13 protein-coding genes are annotated in these 16,784 nt (G+C 61.7%); 4 read left to right on the forward strand and 9 right to left on the reverse strand.

The window, feature by feature from the left end; all coding sequences use genetic code 11:
* Window positions 1-93: 93 nt before the first annotated feature.
* The gene (locus AC25M7_RS08235; RefSeq protein WP_062363639.1) at window positions 94-909 is read right to left on the reverse strand and encodes a carbon-nitrogen hydrolase family protein; all 816 of its coding nucleotides are present in this window, start codon (window positions 907-909) and stop codon (window positions 94-96) included.
* Between the two features lie 123 nt (window positions 910-1,032).
* On the opposite strand from AC25M7_RS08235, the gene AC25M7_RS08240 reads away from it, so the two are divergent.
* From AC25M7_RS08240 to AC25M7_RS08250, 3 genes are all read left to right on the forward strand, one after another.
* Complete coding sequence (locus tag AC25M7_RS08240) at window positions 1,033-1,845, forward strand: LuxR C-terminal-related transcriptional regulator (RefSeq protein ID WP_062363637.1); 813 nt, start codon at window positions 1,033-1,035, stop codon at window positions 1,843-1,845.
* 373 nt (window positions 1,846-2,218) lie between these two features.
* Window positions 2,219-3,535, forward strand: a complete 1,317-nt coding sequence (locus AC25M7_RS08245) for an APC family permease (protein ID WP_088851583.1) — start codon at window positions 2,219-2,221, stop codon at window positions 3,533-3,535.
* Between the two features lie 82 nt (window positions 3,536-3,617).
* Window positions 3,618-4,781: an AAA family ATPase gene (locus AC25M7_RS08250; protein ID WP_486970920.1), complete on the forward strand. Its 1,164-nt coding sequence runs from the start codon at window positions 3,618-3,620 to the stop codon at window positions 4,779-4,781.
* A 182-nt stretch (window positions 4,782-4,963) separates the two neighbouring features.
* Here the strand turns inward: AC25M7_RS08250 and AC25M7_RS08255 are convergent, their stop codons facing one another.
* The 3 genes from AC25M7_RS08255 to AC25M7_RS08265 form a co-directional block, all read right to left on the reverse strand.
* Window positions 4,964-6,310, reverse strand: coding sequence for a hypothetical protein (locus tag AC25M7_RS08255; protein WP_486970921.1), 1,347 nt, complete (start codon window positions 6,308-6,310; stop codon window positions 4,964-4,966).
* 600 nt (window positions 6,311-6,910) lie between these two features.
* Window positions 6,911-7,180 (reverse strand): DUF3077 domain-containing protein, encoded by a 270-nt coding sequence (locus tag AC25M7_RS08260; protein ID WP_062363628.1) that lies wholly within the window; start codon window positions 7,178-7,180, stop codon window positions 6,911-6,913.
* Window positions 7,181-7,351: 171 nt separating this feature from the next.
* A complete protein-coding gene (locus tag AC25M7_RS08265) occupies window positions 7,352-7,597 on the reverse strand; it encodes a hypothetical protein (RefSeq protein WP_011534689.1) in 246 nt (81 codons plus the stop codon).
* Window positions 7,598-8,154: 557 nt separating this feature from the next.
* On the opposite strand from AC25M7_RS08265, the gene AC25M7_RS08270 reads away from it, so the two are divergent.
* Entirely contained in the window at window positions 8,155-9,321 is a 1,167-nt protein-coding gene (locus tag AC25M7_RS08270) for a PIN domain-containing protein (RefSeq protein ID WP_486970922.1), read from the forward strand.
* A gap of 58 nt (window positions 9,322-9,379) precedes the next feature.
* Here AC25M7_RS08270 and AC25M7_RS08275 read toward each other — a convergent pair whose 3' ends face one another.
* From AC25M7_RS08275 to AC25M7_RS08295, 5 genes are read right to left on the reverse strand one after another with little or no spacing between them, the layout of a single operon-like run.
* Window positions 9,380-10,996 carry an ABC transporter ATP-binding protein gene (locus AC25M7_RS08275; protein ID WP_486970923.1) on the reverse strand — a complete coding sequence of 539 codons (1,617 nt, stop codon included), beginning with the start codon at window positions 10,994-10,996 and terminating at the stop codon, window positions 9,380-9,382.
* A gap of 1 nt (window position 10,997) precedes the next feature.
* Window positions 10,998-12,017: an ABC transporter permease gene (locus tag AC25M7_RS08280; protein WP_028690523.1), complete on the reverse strand. Its 1,020-nt coding sequence runs from the start codon at window positions 12,015-12,017 to the stop codon at window positions 10,998-11,000.
* A gap of 1 nt (window position 12,018) precedes the next feature.
* A complete protein-coding gene (locus AC25M7_RS08285) occupies window positions 12,019-13,092 on the reverse strand; it encodes a microcin C ABC transporter permease YejB (protein WP_011534684.1) in 1,074 nt (357 codons plus the stop codon).
* 1 nt (window position 13,093) lies between these two features.
* Window positions 13,094-14,926 (reverse strand): extracellular solute-binding protein, encoded by a 1,833-nt coding sequence (locus tag AC25M7_RS08290; RefSeq protein WP_197867474.1) that lies wholly within the window; start codon window positions 14,924-14,926, stop codon window positions 13,094-13,096.
* The gene (locus tag AC25M7_RS08295; protein WP_486970924.1) at window positions 14,923-16,755 is read right to left on the reverse strand and encodes an extracellular solute-binding protein; all 1,833 of its coding nucleotides are present in this window, start codon (window positions 16,753-16,755) and stop codon (window positions 14,923-14,925) included. Before AC25M7_RS08295 ends, AC25M7_RS08290 begins: the two co-directional genes overlap by 4 nt.
* Window positions 16,756-16,784: the final 29 nt, after the last annotated feature.

Below are 16,784 nucleotides of genomic sequence, written 5' to 3' on the forward strand. Positions count from 1 at the left end.
TGCATCGCGCTTCGGTTGTTGCGCCAGGGAACGAGCGCCGGGTTCGGGCCTCGTTGAATGGACCAATCCTGTCGGTTGCGGGAGTGTTCTCCTTTAATCGATAACCAGCTCCCATACGCCACTGGCATGCTCGATCCGCTCACCCGGCAACCGGATGCGCTGGTTGGCGCTGTAGTCATGGAAGGCGCGGGCCTTGCCGATCAGCGACAGGTCCAGGGTCACGCTATGCCGCGACTCGCCACGCCCGGCCTCGAACAGCGTTTGGCCATACGGGTCCACCGCCAGGCTCGCCCCCACGAACACGCAGCCATCCGGCCCTTCGCCCACGCGGTTGGCGACCACGGCGAACACCTGGTTCTCCATCGCCCGGGCCATCACCGACACCCGGTGCACATGATCCTCCGGTTCGGCCAGGCCATCGGTGATCAGCATCAACTGCGCGCCCAGGGCCTTCAGTGCCCGCGCTGTCTCGGGGAATTCGCTGTCGTAGCAGATCAACAGGCCCAGGCGCACGCCGCGCCATTCGACGGTGGCGAAGCGGTCGCCCGGCACGACGATGCCGTGCTCCGGCAACCACAGGTGGGTCTTGCGGTAGGTGAGCAGGATGCCTTCGGGGGCGATGAACAGGGTAGTGTTGTAGAAGGTGCCGCCGTTGTTTTCGTACAGCCCCAATACTACCGCGACATTACGCTGGCGCGCTGCCGCGACCACTGCCTGCACGGCATCGCCGTCGATGGCTTCGGACAGCATGCCGACGTCATCTGCTGTGAGAAAACCGGTCAGGTGCGACTCGGGGAACAGCAGGATATCGGTGTCCGGCGCGCACTGGGCCAGGGCCTCGAGGATGCCGCGCAGGTTGTGGGCGGTGTCGCCGTCGCGGGTTGTCGTCTGTACCACTTCGATCTTCATGGGCAATCCGTCTCGCTGGGCCCGACCCTTCCGCGGGCGAGTGACATTTGCGAAGGGTGGTGCAAGTATGAAAACAATCACTGGCAAAACAATCACTTCGACGGGTTAACCCGGGGGTAGGGCATGAGCTTGAGCCTGCAGGATCTTTCGTGGCACCAGGGTGTGGGCCAATGCATCGAGCACCTCGACCGGCCGAGCTTCTGGCGCACCCTGGCGACGCTGCTCGGCGACTTCGTCGAGGTGGACACCTGGGTGGCGCTGCTGTTCAGCCACGACAAGCCGCTGATCTTCGACCAGAGCCCCTACGAGCGCGAGGGCATCGACCCGCTGGTGAGCGAGTACGCCAACGGCCTGTACCTGCTCGACCCGTTTTACATCAGCAGCCGCGAGCGGCCGCTGACCGGCCTGGTGCGCCTGGCCGACGTGGCCCCGGAGCAGTTCCAGCAGACCGATTACTACCGCCTGTACTTCACCCACAACGTGGTCGCCGACGAGGTGCAGTTCAACCTGGCCCTGGGCGATGGGCGCACGCTGTGCCTGTCGCTGGGCGGGCGCTCACGTTTCGACGCCCAGGCCATCGCCCAGCTGGAGCTGGTGCGTCCCTGGCTGATCGGCCTGCTGCGCCAGCGGCTGCACTTCGAGCAATTGCCCGAGCGCGCACCGGCCAAGCCCGCGCTGGGCCTGGCCCAGGGGCGCGACGAAGCACGGCGGCAGCTGGAGTCGGTGCTCACGGCGCGGGAGCTGGACGTGGTGCGGCTGATCCTGTCGGGGCATTCGAACAAGGAGACGGCCATCAAGCTCAAACTGTCGGCCGAGACGGTGAAGGTCCATCGCCGCAACGTGTACCGCAAGCTGGACGTGAACTCCCAGAGCGAGCTGTTCTCGCTGCTGTTTTTGGCCGGCGAAGACCTCGCCAGCCTGCAACCGGCGCCGTGATTCCCCCGCGCCATTACCCCCAGGTTAATCCTTCGACGTTATAGGAATCCGCACGGGGATCCGCATACTGGGCTGGCAGCTTCCTTGCGCGTGACCACCTGGAAGCCGCGTGAGAGCGGGCTTTGTGGTCGCAGCGTGGGAGCGGGCTTGCCCCGCGATCACCGGCAAGGCCGGTGCCATCCACCACATTGCCTGCATCGCGGGGCAAGCCCGCTCCCACGCTGTATTTCCTGCAGCTGTACCTGCTGCATCTGCTTAGCGTGCTGCAGACCGGCTGGGCAATTTCCTAGAACAATCACAAGAGGATGACCCATGGCTCATTTCGCTCACGGCCCTGCCCGTGGCATCGCCCCTGCACGCCAGGAGGCCACCCATGCCTGACGCCACCCCCGCAAAACTTTCCCTGACCTCCCTGACCGTCTTCGGCCTGGCTTACATGTGCCCGAGCCTGGCCATGGTGATCTTCGGCGTGATCTCCGAGCGCAGCGACGGCATCGCCCCCAGCGCCTTCCTGCTGGCCACCGGCGCCATGCTGCTGTCGGCCCTGAGCTATGCCAAGCTGTCGCGCCTGTTCCCGGTGTCCGGCTCGGCCTACTACTACGCCAAGCGCCTGCTCGGCCCAGGCTGCGGCTTCGTGGTCGGCTGGGCGGTACTGCTGGCCTACCTGTTCATGCCCATGGTCGCCTGGCTGCTGCAGTCGGTGTTTCTCAACGCCCAGTTCCCGCAGGTGCCCACCTGGGGCTGGCTGCTGATCAATATCGGCCTGACCACGGCGGTGACCGTCAGCGGCATGACCCTGACCGACCGCCTGAACAAAGTGCTCACGGTCCTGAGCGTGGCCCTGGTGCTGTTGTTCATTGGCTACTGCCTGCGCTATGTGGCCGGCCAGCCCCAGGTCGGCTTCACCCACCCCGTATGGAACGAGCACAGCACCTTGACCGGCCTCACCGCCGCCGCCGCCATCGCCGCCTATTCGTTCCTCGGGTTCGACGCCGTGACCACCCTGGCCGAGGAGGCCGAGCAGCCCAAGCGCGACATCCCCCGGGCGGTGCTGCTGGTGATCAGCGTGGGCGGGCTGCTGTTCACGGCGGTGGCCTACCTGATGCAACTGAGCCATCCCGGCGGCCAGTTCGCCGACCCAGAGACCGCGACCTACGCGCTGTCGATCGAGGTGGGCGGGCAGTTCTTCGCCGACTTCGTCAACCTCGGCGGCATCGTCGCCGGCTTCGCCTCGTGCCTGGCGGTGCAGGTCAGCGCCAGCCGCTTGCTGTACTTCATGGGCCGCGAAGGCGTGCTGCCACCGCGTTGTTTCGCCAAGCTGCAGGGCACGGCGCGCACGCCGGTGTTCAACCTGCTGCTGATCGCCGGGCTGGGGTTGATCGGGATCGGCGCGGATGTGAGCTCGGCCGCTTCGCTGATCAACTTCGGCGCGTTCCTGGCGTTTGCGGCGGTGAATGTCTGCGTGATTGCGTACTACCGGCGTGAGCGGCGCAAGCAGCGGTTGAGTGGGGTGGGGTTCGTGGTGTTTCCGCTGCTGGCGATTGGGGTGAACCTGTATCTGCTGTCGCTGCTGAGCACGGTGGTGATACTGGCCGGGGTGGCTTGGCTGGTGTGTGGCGGGTTGTACCTGATGTGGCTGACGGCGGGGTTCAGCAAGCCTACGCCGGGGTTGATGGAGGTTGAGTCTTGAGGTGTTGAGCAAGCCACTTCGGCTTTACATGGAATTATTCCAGGCCAATAATTATTGGTATCTCATAATTCAGGATAAACCCATGGCTGACATTTTCCTGCGCCCGGAACTGGCAGCCGATATGGCCAGGCAACTGCTCAAGCCCTCGGCACTGGATATCGGCCTGCGTTCCGGGTTGTTCCTGTCCGGCCTGCGCCGGACGGGCAAGACAACCTTTCTCAAGAACGATCTGATCCCGGCCCTGGAGGCACAGGGCGCACTGGTGATCTACGTCGACCTGTGGAGCGACACCCAGACAAGCCCGGTGAAACTGGTGCTGGCTGCCGTGCGCCAAGCCCTGCTCGAACTGCAGACACCGACCTCGTCGTTCATGCAGCGTCTCAAGCGCGTGCGTGGCGCCGAGGTGGAGCTGGCCGGTTTCAAGTTCGGTTTCAACCTCGATACCCTGGGTGATGCAGGCGGCGTGACACTCGCCGAAGCGCTGACCGAAGCGGTGGACCAGGCCAAGGCGACTGTCGTGCTGATCGTCGACGAAGTGCAGCATGCCATCACCACAGAGGACGGGCAGCAGATGATGCTGGCCCTGAAGGCCGCGCGTGACGCCATCAACCCAAGACCCGCGACGGCTGGGCATTTCCTGTTCATCGGCACCGGCTCGCACCGGGCCATGGTCAACGAGCTGACCGCCCGGCGTAACCAGGCGTTTGCCGGCGCCACCAACGTGGCCTATCCGGTGCTGGACGAGGGCTATGTCGCGTTCTGGCTCCAGCGGCTCGCCGCGGACGGCCTCGATAACCTGCCTTCGCTGGAAGTGGCGAGCGAGGCGTTCAAGACACTGGGCAGCCGGCCTGAAGAGTTCATCCGTGCCCTGCGTCAGTTGATTCACTCGCCCAGCCTCGGTTCCGGGGCGGATGTGGTGCTGCCGGTGATCGCGGCCACGCTGCGCTCGGCGGCGGCCGACCTGGAGCTGATGAAGGTCGAGGAACTGGGCGTGCTGGCCCAGGCCATTTTCGCCCGGATCGCCTCCGTGGATGGCGAGACGCGGGGCGTGTTTTCCAGCGAGGCGGCGGGCGAGTATTCGACGTTCGTGGGGCGTGAAGTGCGGGTGGAGGAGATCCAGCCGGTGGCCAATGAGTTGCTGGCGGCGAACCTGATCATTCGCCGGGGGCATGGCCTGTATGGCGTGACCGATCCGTTCGTGCAGGAGATCTGGCGGGAGCGCCAGGCGATGCTGGGTAAGCGCTGAGTCGGCCGCGGTCAATGGCTATATGATTTCGAAGTCATACTGACAAGTGCCTTCCGCGCGGCTGGACAAGTCGCATTGCGGATGCGCGATACATCGTTGTCTCATCGCATGGCAAAACTGCGCAGCGCGCCAGTCGGTCGAGCGCCCTCCGCGCTCGCCGCTGGCACGCTGGCCGCGGGATGTCAGGCCGCTACTTTCTCCCGCACGATGACCATCGAGTTGTAGATGTAGCCCTTGTCCTTGGTCTCATGGTCGTATTGCTGGCCGCTGGTAATGTCGTACGTCACGATGATTTCGTATTGGTCGGAACTGGCGCTGGCCTGGCCAGTGGTGTTGAGCCCTTCATTGGCATCGTAGTAATCGACGATATTGTCCTGTTTCTGGGCGGTGGCATTGAGCGAGTTGGTGCCGGTGTAGGGAATGTCGAACATGCAGGCGAAGTCGGCGACCGCGGCCTTGCTATCGGGCTCGCGCAGTGACAGGTTCATCGCCAGGCCAATGCCGGACACATAGGTCTTGCTCTCGGACTTGATGGGAGAGGCGTTGTACCATTTACCGAAAGGCCCACGGTTGTCGTAGCCTTTGATGACAAACTCATTTGGGGTGTCGGTATCGCCGTGCCCCATATGCGGGGCGGACACTACCAGATCCTTGCTCGTCAGGTTGTAGATCGTCAGGTTGTGCCGGGTGTTGTGCAGGACCAGGGACAGGATCACCGTTGTGGCAATGATGAGTACCGCGCCCCATACTCCCGCAACGACAGCCCCTTCCTCCAGCGGTGCAAACGCACTGCGCCAGCCACGGGCAAGGCCCTGGACACAGCGCCCCATCAAACCATTGAACTGGCCGTTGAAGATGCCCGAGAAAAACACCCTGAGGAAGCGCGAGGCGGCTTGAAGCGTTCCCCGGAGCACGGCTTTGAACAGGCCCCAGGTTTTTGAGACCGCGTCTTTCAAGATTGCTCTGAGGCCGCGCCCACCCGCGTAGCTCAGCAGTTCCTTCAAGGCACTGGTGACAATGATCGAGCTGCCAAGGGTAATCGTGAAGTTGACCACGGTCCGGGTGACGCCACCGAAGCCGAAATTGAAGGGGATGTGTGAGTCGACGAAGTAACGCTTGCCATCAATCTCGATGGACATCTCATCGGTCACGATCTTGTACTTCTTTTCCCGCAATGCGACTTCAGCGGCAGTGGCTTCGACCAGTTGCACAGAATCCAGCAAGCTGTTCTGCGAGATGTGTACATGGTGCTGCTCGCCGTCGATGGTTTGCATGCCGACCAGCCAGACATCGCCGTCGTCTTGTGGCACTTGCTGGAACTTGTCGATGTCCATGTCGGAAAAACGCTGCATGAACACCGCTTCGCGAGCTTGCTGGCGCGCAATTGCGGCCGTTGCCTGCCCACCCAACGGGCCTTTGCCGAACAGCGGATGGAGGCTTTGTTCGGTGAAGGTGCTGTTGACCTCATTGATGCTCACGCTTTTTGCGGGGTCGAACTCCAGGTTTTCGGTCGAGAACAAGCTGGTCATGCTGAACTCCATATTCGGCAAATGACGCATTGGGGAAGCCCGACGTGGTGCCGGGCCCGGGATAAAGCCACGAGCGCGCTATGCCATTCCCAGCGGCGGGGAACGCTGGAGCATGCGGCGATATCAATTTGGCATCATCCGGGCAGGGTGTGCAAGTGGCCTGAGCGAGGAGGCAGCATGCATGCGACCATCCGTTGCGATGCAATCCTTCGGCATCCTGGCAACAGCGTGTTCGTTCGATATCGAGAGCTCAAAGCAGGGAGCTTTCCATACGACCTCCTGGTTCACAGGGGGCATCATGCTGCGGGTGTCGTGCCAGGGTCCCTGCGACTATTGGCGAGTTGGATGCGCGCAGCGCCGCGATCACGATCCGGCTGATGGCTTCTAAGTCTTCGCGCTGAGCGCGGCGGACATGACATTCCATGGACATCTCCCGAATTGATGGCTCTACCACATAACCCTTGTGGGAGCGGCCTTGTGTCGCGAAAGGACCGCAAAGCGGTCCCTGATTTCTGATGTGTTGCGAAGATTGCCGGGGCTGCTACGCAGCCCTTTCGCGACACAAAGCCGCTCCCACAGGGCCCGCGTTTGCCTGTGGCGTCAGTGCTTCATCCCCAACTCCGCATCATCCATCAGCGCCTTGGCCAGCGCACTCAGGTAATACGATGCCCAGATCAACTGAGGCTTCTCCTCCATGATCCCGGTGATGGTCAGGTCGCATACGCAGCCCATCAACTCCGAAGCCTGTTCCCGTGCGTGCTGGCAAGGGATGCCGGGTTCGATGCAGAACAGCGGGTCGGTATGCCCTTCACCCTGGTAGAACTTGGTCTTGCCCACCGTGGTGTGGGGCGTGGTGTCGTCTGTGCTCATGGCTCAATCTCCCTGAAATGATGCGTGCCTGGGCTTGCGCAATCGCGGGACAAGCTCGCTCCCACGGGTACATGTATCTCGCCGCATGTGGATCACAGCGTGTTTGGATTACAGCGTGGGAGCGGACTTGCCCCGCGATTGCATCAGCCCAGCCAACAAATGACTTAAGCCCTAGTGCAACGTCCGAGGCTCCACCTGCGGCATCTGCACCTGAATCAACGCCGATTCGAGCAGCACCCGCAGCGCCTCCATTTCATGCATCGCGGCCATGACCAGAATCGACACGGGCGACTTGGGATGCAGCAGAACAGCCTGATGCGCCACGGTCTGCGCGCAGAGGGCGTACTCCGTGGCCTGGATGATGGTGTCTTCGAGAGAGTGGTGGTTGTGGGGTGGATCGGGAACTATCTTCAGCATGGTTTTGTGCCCTTTGATGGGGCCGCTACCGGACTGCTGTCAAACAGGTAGGTGGCAGCTATGCATAGGTTGACAGACCGGCGGACACAAAAACCGGCGCACGCAAGCGTGCCCCATGCACAGCCGCCATAAAGGGCAAGCAGTGCAGGTGTCGCATCGCGGCCTGTCAAAGCCGATCGCTGATTTGCAGCGACCTGCCGAGACTAGAGCGCTGCCATAGCGATCGCAACGAAAAATAGGCGGAAGGAGGATATTTGGGAAATGGACTACAAAGAAGGGCTTAAATCTGATTTTTTCATGTATTTCGAGACGCTGCGGTACCTTGTATGGCAGCTGCGAGCATATCTCCAATTTGCCAAGTGCTGGAAAATAGCAGCTTGGCGTGCTAAATAATGCACGAAGTGGATACTGAATAGTGTTATTTTTCTCTTTGGTGTGGTTTAGGCGCGGTGCGAGTGGTCGAAAAGCCGTTGGGGTGGATCGGTCTGGTGAATTATTAATTTGGTTTTTCTGGTTCTGGTTTTATTTTCAACTAACTTTTTGATTTGGATGGTGTGATGATCGTCTCGCTGGATACTAATGTTCTGCATCAAGAAGGTTATGCATCTTCGTCAATGGGTTTGTTGCGTCGTTTGGTGGACGCGAGATTACTTGATTTGGTTATTTGTAAGATGGTCTTGCGAGAGTATGAGTCTAGAAAGCTGATGGAGTTGGCCTCGAAGACTAAAAGTGTAGTTGATAACTTAAGGGATTTGAATAAAGGTCTTTCTAAGTGTGTCGGGGAAATTCCTGAAATTCTACAGTTTGAACAGGCGATTGAATCGCTTCTTCCGGCGCTTGAAGAAAAGTTGCAATTTAGTACGAGGGCGTGGCTAAATGATTTTCGAGTGCGTGTTCTTGATATGGCCCCGGAGGATTATGGAAATATTTGGGATGACTATTTTTCTGGTAAGGGTACTTTTAAGAAACCTAAAAATAGAGAAGATATTCCTGACTCTATAATTGCCAAGACTCTTTCAAGGTTTTTTGAGGGAGGTAAGGGCTTTATATTTGTAAGTAAAGATGGGCAGCTCAAGAGCTACATGTCCGGCCTTCCTGGGGTTACTGTGTATGGTGAGCTGTCGGAATTTGTTCGGAGCTCTGACTTTGAGCGTGCGCTTGGTAGGCTTGATGCCAAGAATAAAATTATTGAGGATTTCAAAAATGCTATTGGCTCTCAGGCTTTTCTCGCAAACGTAATGGCCTATTTTTGTGCTGATGATTCTGACTTCTATTACTCGTACTGGGATGACGAGAGGGTTGAAAATCAACAAGCTTTACCTCTTTCTGTTTATGGAGGGGTGGTTGCGGGAGGGTTGACTGTCTCAAGTGTTAAAGATGAGAGCTTTGGTCCTGTGGCTTGCATAGGTCCAAAGCACTATGTGATACCGGTGTCTTTTAAGTCCGAGGTCGCGATTTCATTCATTGGTAATTATGCTGAGTGGCTGCACTCATCAGATGAGGTGAAGAGAATAGTTGAAATTGATTCGTGCGATGGGGATGGCATGGTGAAATTTGCGATGGCCGTGGACGCAACCATTTCGGGTGAGGTGGTAATACATTTGCTAGGTGATGTTGAGCCGGATAGCTTATTGATTCACTCAGAGTACATTGGGGTGGAAAGTTCACCTCTTGATGTCGAGTTTGTGCCTGGAAAAATATGGCTTTGTCCAACTTTTAAGTAAATGCCGATGAAAATCGGCATATCTAAAATGGTGAGGTTTGTGCTGGGGCTTGAGGAGCTTACGGGGGGGATGGGTTTGACTTTTGAAGAAACGCCGCCTCCAACAACTGCCTCGTATACCCATGCTGCGGTTCCTGGAAAATGGCCCCCGCATCCCCCTGTTCCACCACCTGCCCATGCTTGATCACCATCAACTGATGACTCAACGCCTTGACCACCGCCAGGTCATGACTGATAAACAGGTAGGTAAGGTTGTACTTAACCTGCAAATTCCGCAAAAGCTCAACCACCTGCCGCTGCACCGTCCGATCCAGCGCCGAGGTCGGCTCATCCAGCAAAATCAAAGCGGGCTTCAACACCAACGCCCGAGCAATGGCGATGCGCTGCCTTTGCCCCCCAGAAAACTCATGGGGATACCGATGCCGCGTCCTCGGATCCAGCCCCACTTCCTCCAGCGCCGCAATAATCGCCGCTTCCTGCTCAGCCGGCGTGCCGATCTTGTGAATCCGTAACCCCTCGCCAACGATATCCGCCACGCACATGCGCGGGCTCAGGCTGCCGAAGGGGTCCTGAAACACCACCTGCATCTCCCGCCGCAGCGGCCGCACGGCTTTCTGGTTCAGCCCTTCAAGATTCTGCCCATGGAAGCGAATGCCACCCTGGCTGGAAATCAACCGCAGGATGGCTAGTCCCAAGGTGGACTTGCCCGACCCACTCTCGCCAACAATCCCCAGCGTCTGTCCCTGGGGCAGGCTGAAGTTCACCCCATCTACGGCCTTCACATGGTCCACGGTCCGGCGCAGCAGCCCCTTCTTGATCGGGAACCACACCTTCAGATCCTTCACCTCCAGCAACGGCGCCCCTTCGGCATTCGCGGCAGGCGCGCCGCTGGGCTCGGCGTTGATCAGCATCTGCGTATACGGATGCTGCGGCTTGCTGAACAGCGTGGCGCAATCAGCCTGCTCGACGATCTTGCCGCACTGCATCACGCACACGCGGTGGGCGATGCGGCGCACCAGGTTGAGGTCGTGGCTGATCAGCAGCAGGGCCATGCCGAGGCGCGCCTGCAGCTCCTTGAGCAGGTCGAGAATTTTCAACTGCACGGTCACGTCGAGCGCCGTGGTGGGCTCGTCGGCAATCAGCAGTTCGGGCTCGTTGGCCAGGGCCATGGCGATCATCACCCGCTGGCGCTGACCACCAGACAGCTCATGGGGCAGGGCTTTCAGGCGCTTCTTCGGCTCGGGAATACCAACCAGCTCCAGCAGCTCCAGCGTGCGCGCGGTGGCGGCCTTGCCGGTGAGGCCCTTGTGCAGCAACAGGATCTCGTTGATCTGCTTCTCGATGCTGTGCAGCGGGTTCAGCGAGGTCATCGGCTCCTGGAAGATCATCGCAATGCGGTTGCCGCGAATCCGCTGCATGGGCTTCTCGCCCAGGTGCAGCAGGTCCTTGCCGCCGTACTGGATGGTGCCGCTCGGATGCCGCGCCAGCGGGTAGGGCAGCAGGCGCAAGATCGAATGGGCGGTCACCGACTTGCCCGAGCCGCTTTCGCCCACCAGGGCCAGGGTCTCGCCCTTGCGGATGTCGAAGCTGATGCCGTCGACCACGCGGTTGACCTGCTCGCCAGTGACGAACTCCACCGCCAGGTCGCGGACTTCGATCAGGGTGTCTTGGCTCATGTCATTTCCTCGGGTCGAAGGCGTCGCGGGCGGATTCGCCGATGAATACCAGCAGGCTCAGCATCACCGCCAGCACGGCGAAGGCGCTGATGCCCAGCCAGGGAGCTTGCAGGTTGGACTTGCCCTGGGCGACCAGCTCGCCCAGCGACGGGGAGCCTGCGGGCAGGCCGAAGCCTAAGAAGTCCAGGGCGGTGAGGGTGCCGATGGCGCCGGTGAGGATGAACGGCATGAAGGTCATGGTCGAGATCATGGCGTTGGGCAGGATGTGGCGGAACATGATCGGGCCGTTGCGCATGCCCAGCGCGCGGGCGGCGCGCACGTATTCGAGGTTGCGCCCGCGCAGGAACTCGGCGCGCACCACGTCCACCAGGCTCATCCACGAGAACAGCAGCATGATGCCCAGCAACCACCAGAAGTTGGGCTGCACGAAGCTGGCAAGGATGATCAGCAGGTACAGTACCGGCAGGCCGGACCAGATCTCCAGGAAGCGCTGGCCGGCCAGGTCCACCCAGCCGCCGTAGAAGCCCTGCAAGGCGCCGGCGATCACGCCGACGATGGAACTGGCGATGGTCAGCGTCAGGGCGAACAGCACCGAGATGCGGAAGCCGTAGATCACCCGGGCCAGCACGTCGCGGCCCTGGTCGTCGGTGCCCAGCAGGTTGTCGGTGGAGGGCGGCGCGGGGGCCGGCACCTTCAGGTCGTAGTTGATGCTTTGGTAGCTGTAGGGGATCGGCGCCCACAGCACGAAGGCGTCCTTTTTCTCCAGCAGCTCGCGGATGTACGGGCTCTTGTAGTTGGCCTCCAGCGGGAACTCGCCGCCGAAAGTGGTCTCCGGGTAGCGCTTGAAGGCGGGGAAGTACCATTCGCCGTCGTAGCGCACGGCAATCGGCTTGTCGTTGGCGATGAACTCGGCGCCCAGGCTCAGCACGAACAGCACCAGGAAGATCCACAGCGACCACCAGCCGCGGCGGTTGGCCTTGAAGCGCTCGAAGCGCCGGCGATTAAGGGGGGACAGGGCCATGTCAGTGCTCCCGGCTGGCGAAGTCGATGCGTGGATCGACCAGGGTGTAGGTGAGGTCGCCGATCAGCTTCACCACCAGACCCAGCAGGGTGAAGATGAACAAGGTGCCGAACACCACCGGGTAGTCGCGGTTGATCGCCGCCTCGAAACTCATCAGGCCCAGGCCGTCGAGGCTGAAGATCACCTCGATCAGCAGGGACCCTGTGAAGAAGATGCCGATGAACGCCGAGGGGAAGCCGGCGATCACCAGCAGCATGGCGTTGCGGAACACGTGGCCGTACAGCACCCGCGAACGGCTCAGGCCCTTGGCCTTGGCGGTGACCACGTACTGCTTGTTGATCTCGTCGAGGAAGCTGTTCTTGGTCAGCAGGGTCATGGTGGCGAAGTTGCCGATCACCAGCGCGGTGATGGGCAGCACCAGGTGCCAGAAGTAGTCGAGCACCTTGCCGGTGGTGCTCAGCTCATCGAAGTTGTTGGAGGTCAGCCCGCGCAGCGGGAACCAGTCGAAGTAGCTGCCGCCGGCGAACAGCACGATCAGCAGGATGGCGAACAGGAACGCGGGGATGGCGTAGCCGACGATGATCGCCGAGCTGGTCCACACGTCGAAATGGCTGCCGTGGCGCACGGCCTTGGCGATCCCCAGGGGGATCGATACCAGGTACATGATCAGCGTGCTCCATAGCCCCAGCGAGATGGACACGGGCATCTTCTCGGCGATCAGGTCGATGACCTTGGCGTCGCGGAAGAAGCTGTTGCCGAAGTCCAGCTGGGCGTAGTTCTTGACCATGATCCACAGCCGCTCGGGCGCGGACTTGTCGAAGCCGTACATGCGCTCGATCTCGGCGATCAGCGCCGGGTCCAGGCCTTGCGCGCCGCGGTAGTTGGAGCCGGCCACCGACACTTCGGCACCGCCGCCGGCGATGCGGCTGGTGGCGCCGTCGAAGCCTTCGAGCTTGGCGATCATCTGCTCCACCGGGCCGCCGGGGGCGGCCTGGACGATGATGAAGTTGATGATCAGGATGCCGAACAGGGTCGGGATGATCAGCAGCAGGCGCCGCAGGATATAGGCCAGCATGTCAGTGGGCCTCTTCCACGGCGGGGGCTTCGCTCACGGCAGGCGTGACGTCGGGCTTGATCCACCAGGTGTCGATGCCGATGTCGTACTTGGGCGACACGGCGGGGTGACCGATGTGGTTCCAGTAGGCCACCCGCCAGGTCTTGATGTGCCAGTTGGGGATCACGTAGTAGCCCCACAGCAGCACGCGGTCCAGGGCGCGGCAGTGGTCGACCAGGCTCTGGCGCGAATCGGCGTTGATCAGCTGTTCCACCAGCTGGTCGATGGCAGGATCGCGCAGGCCGATGAAGTTGCGGCTGCCGGGGTTGTCGGCGGCGGCGCTGTTCCAGTACTCGCGCTGCTCGTTGCCGGGCGAGTTCGATTGCGCGAAGCCGCCGACGATCATGTCGTAGTCCCGCGAACGCAGGCGGGTGATGTACTGCGACACGTCCACCCGGCGGATCTCGAGGTTGATGCCCAGGTCCGCGAGGTTGCGCTTGAACGGCAGCAGCACGCGCTCGAACTGGGTCTGGGCCAGCAGGAACTCGATGCTCAGCGGCTTGCCGTCCTTGTCGACCATCTTGTCGTCGACGATCTTCCAGCCGGCGTCCTGCAGCAGCTTGTAGGCCTGGCGCTGCTGGTCGCGGATCATGCCGCTGCCGTCGGTGACGGGGTTGCGGAAGGCGCCGTTGAACACCTCGTCGGGCACCTTGCCGCGCAGCGGTTCGAGAATCTTCAGCTCGGTGGGCGAGGGCAGGCCGCTGGCGGCCATCTCGGAGTTCTCGAAGTAGCTGCCGGTGCGGGTGTAGGCGCCGTTGAACAGCTGCTTGTTGGTCCACTCGAAGTCCAGCAGCAGGCTGATGGCCTGGCGCACGCGGATGTCCTGGAACATCGGCTTGCGCAGGTTGAAGATGAAGCCTTGCATGCCCACCGGGTTGCCGTTGGGGATCTCTTCCTTGATCAGGCGGCCGTCGCGCACGGCGGGCACGTCGTAGGCGGTGGCCCAGTTCTTCGCGCTGACTTCCAGGCCGTAGTCGAACTGGCCGGCCTTCAGCGCCTCGAGGGCGACGGTGTTGTCGCGGTAGGAGTCGAAGGTCATCACATCGAAGTTGTAGAAGCCGCGGTTGATCGGCAGGTCCTTGGCCCAGTAGTCCTTGACCCGCTCGTAGCGGATCGAGCGGCCGGCCTTCACCTCGGCGACCTTGTAGGGGCCGCTGCCCAGCGGGATCTCCAGGTTGCCGCGGTTGAAGTCGCGGTTGGCATACCAGTGCTTGGGCAGCACCGGGAGCTGGCCGAGGATCAGCGGCAGCTCGCGGTTGTTGCTGTGCTTGAACTTGAACAGCACCTTGAGCGGGTCTTCGGCGACCACGTCGGCGACGTCGGCGTAATACTGGCGGTACAGCGGGGCGCCGTCCTTGATCAGGGCGTTGAAGGTAAATACCACGTCTTCGGCGCGCATCGGCTGGCCGTCGTGGAAGCGCGCTTCGGGGCGCAGGTAGAAGCGCACCCAGCTGTTGTCGGGAGCCTTTTCGATCTTGCCGGCCACCAGGCCATACTCGGTGAACGGCTCGTCCTGGCTCTGGCGCATCAGGGTGTCGTAGATGCTGCCGATGTTGTCGGCGGGCACGCCCTTGTTGATGAACGGGTTGAGGCTGTCGAAGCCGCCGAAGCTGGACTGGCGGAAGGTGCCGCCCTTGGGCGCGTCGGGGTTGACGTATTCGAAGTGCTTGAAGTTGGCCGGGTATTTCGGCGCTTCGCCGTACAGGGTCAGGGCGTGTTGCGGGGCGGCCACGGCCGGGAGCGTGAGGCAGGCCAGCAGCAGGCTGCCGGCCAGGCGGCGCAGGGTGGGCGTCATTTGGCTTTCTCCGAAGTCTTCTTGATCCACCAGCTGTTCAGCCCAAGGGTGTAGGGCGGCGTGGTGACGAAGGCGAACCGGTTGCGGTAGGCCAGGCGGTGATTGTCGAGGTACCAGTTGGGGATCATGTAGTACTGCCATGAGAGCACGCGGTCCAGGGCGCGCGCGGCGGCGATCTGGTCATCGCGGCTGCGGGCGGCGAGCAGGGTGTCGAGCAGGTGGTCGACCACCGGGTCCTTCACGCCAGCATAGTTCTTGCTGCCCTTGGTGGCGGCCTGGCTTGAATGGAAATACAGCCACTGCTCGAGGCCCGGGCTAAGGGTCTGGTTCAGGGTCATCAGGATCATGTCGAAATCGAACTGGTCGAGCCGTTGTTTGTACTGGGCGCGGTCGACGGTGCGCAAGCGCGCATCGATGCCGATGCTGGCCAGATTTTCGACATAAGGTTGCAGGATGCGTTCGAGGTTCGGGTTTACCAGCAGCAGTTCCATCCGGAACGGCTGGCCCTTGCCGTCCACCAGGCGCTGGCCGTTGAGCTTCCAGCCGGCCTGGGCGAACAGGTCGAGGGCCTGGCGCAGGGCCGCGCGGCTGATGCCGCTGCCGTCGGTGTGGCTGACCTGGTAGGGCTGGGTGAAGAGCTTTTCGGGCAGTTGGTCGCGGAACGGCTTGAGCAGCAGCCACTCCTTGCCGGTGGGCAGGCCGCTGGCGGTGAACTCGCTGTTGGGGTAGTAGCTGGTGGCGCGCCGGTAGGCGCCGTTGAACAGGGCGCGGTTGGTCCATTCGAAATCGAGCATCAGGCCCAGCGCCTGGCGTACCCGTGGGTCGCTGAAGGCGGCGCGGCGGCTGTTCATGAACAGGCCTTGGGTCTGCGTGGGGATCTGGTGCGGGATCTGCGCCTTGATCACCTCGCCCCGGCGCACGGCGGGGAAGCTGTAGCCGTTGGCCCAGTTCTTCGCCTGGTGCTCGATATAGATGTCGAATTCGCCCGCCTTGAAGGCTTCGAAGGCCACGGTGGCGTCCCGGTAGAACTCGTATTCGACGCGGTTGAAGTTGTACTTGCCGCGGTTCACGGCCAAGTCCTTGCCCCAGTAGTCCTTCACCCGCTCGAACACCAGGCGCCGGCCCGGTTGCACCTCGCTGATGCGGTAGGGACCGCTGCCCAAGGGCGGCTCGAAGGTGGTGGCCTTGAAGTCGCGTTTTTCCCAGTAGTGCTTGGGCAGCACCGGCATTTCGCCCAGGCGCAGGATCAGCAGCGGGTTGCCGGCGCGCTTGAACACGAAGCGGATGCGCAGCGGGCCGAGGATGTCGACCCGGGCCACTTCCTGCAGGTTGGTGCGGTAGATCGGGTGGCCGTCCTTGAGCAGGGTGCGGTAGCTGAAGGCGACGTCGGCGGCGGTAATCGGCACGCCGTCGTGGAAGCGTGCCTCGGGGCGCAGGTTGAACACCACCCAGCTGCGGTCCTCGCTGTACTCGACGGAGCGGGCGATCAGGCCGTAGCTGGAGGTGGGTTCGTCCCCGGAGGGATCGTACATGCCGGTGCCGACCATCAGCGGCTCGTTGAGCTCGTTGATGCCGTACTGCAGGAAGTTGGGCGTGGTGACCGGGCTCGAGCCCTTGAAGGTATAGGGGTTGAGCGTGTCGAAGGTGCCGAAGGCCATGGCCCGCAAGGTGCCGCCTTTCGGGGCTTGCGGGTTGACCCAGTCGAAGTGGGTGAAGCTGGCCGGGTACTTGAGCGAGCCGAACTGCGCGTATCCGTGGCTTTCGCTCACCATCGCGACGGCGGGGAAGCTCAAGGCCAGGCTGAGAGACAGCAGGAGGGGACGTATCAAGTCGGCATCCGATCCAGAAGGCGTTGGGC

The sequence above is a fragment of the Pseudomonas sp. P106(2024) genome (assembly GCF_057480815.1).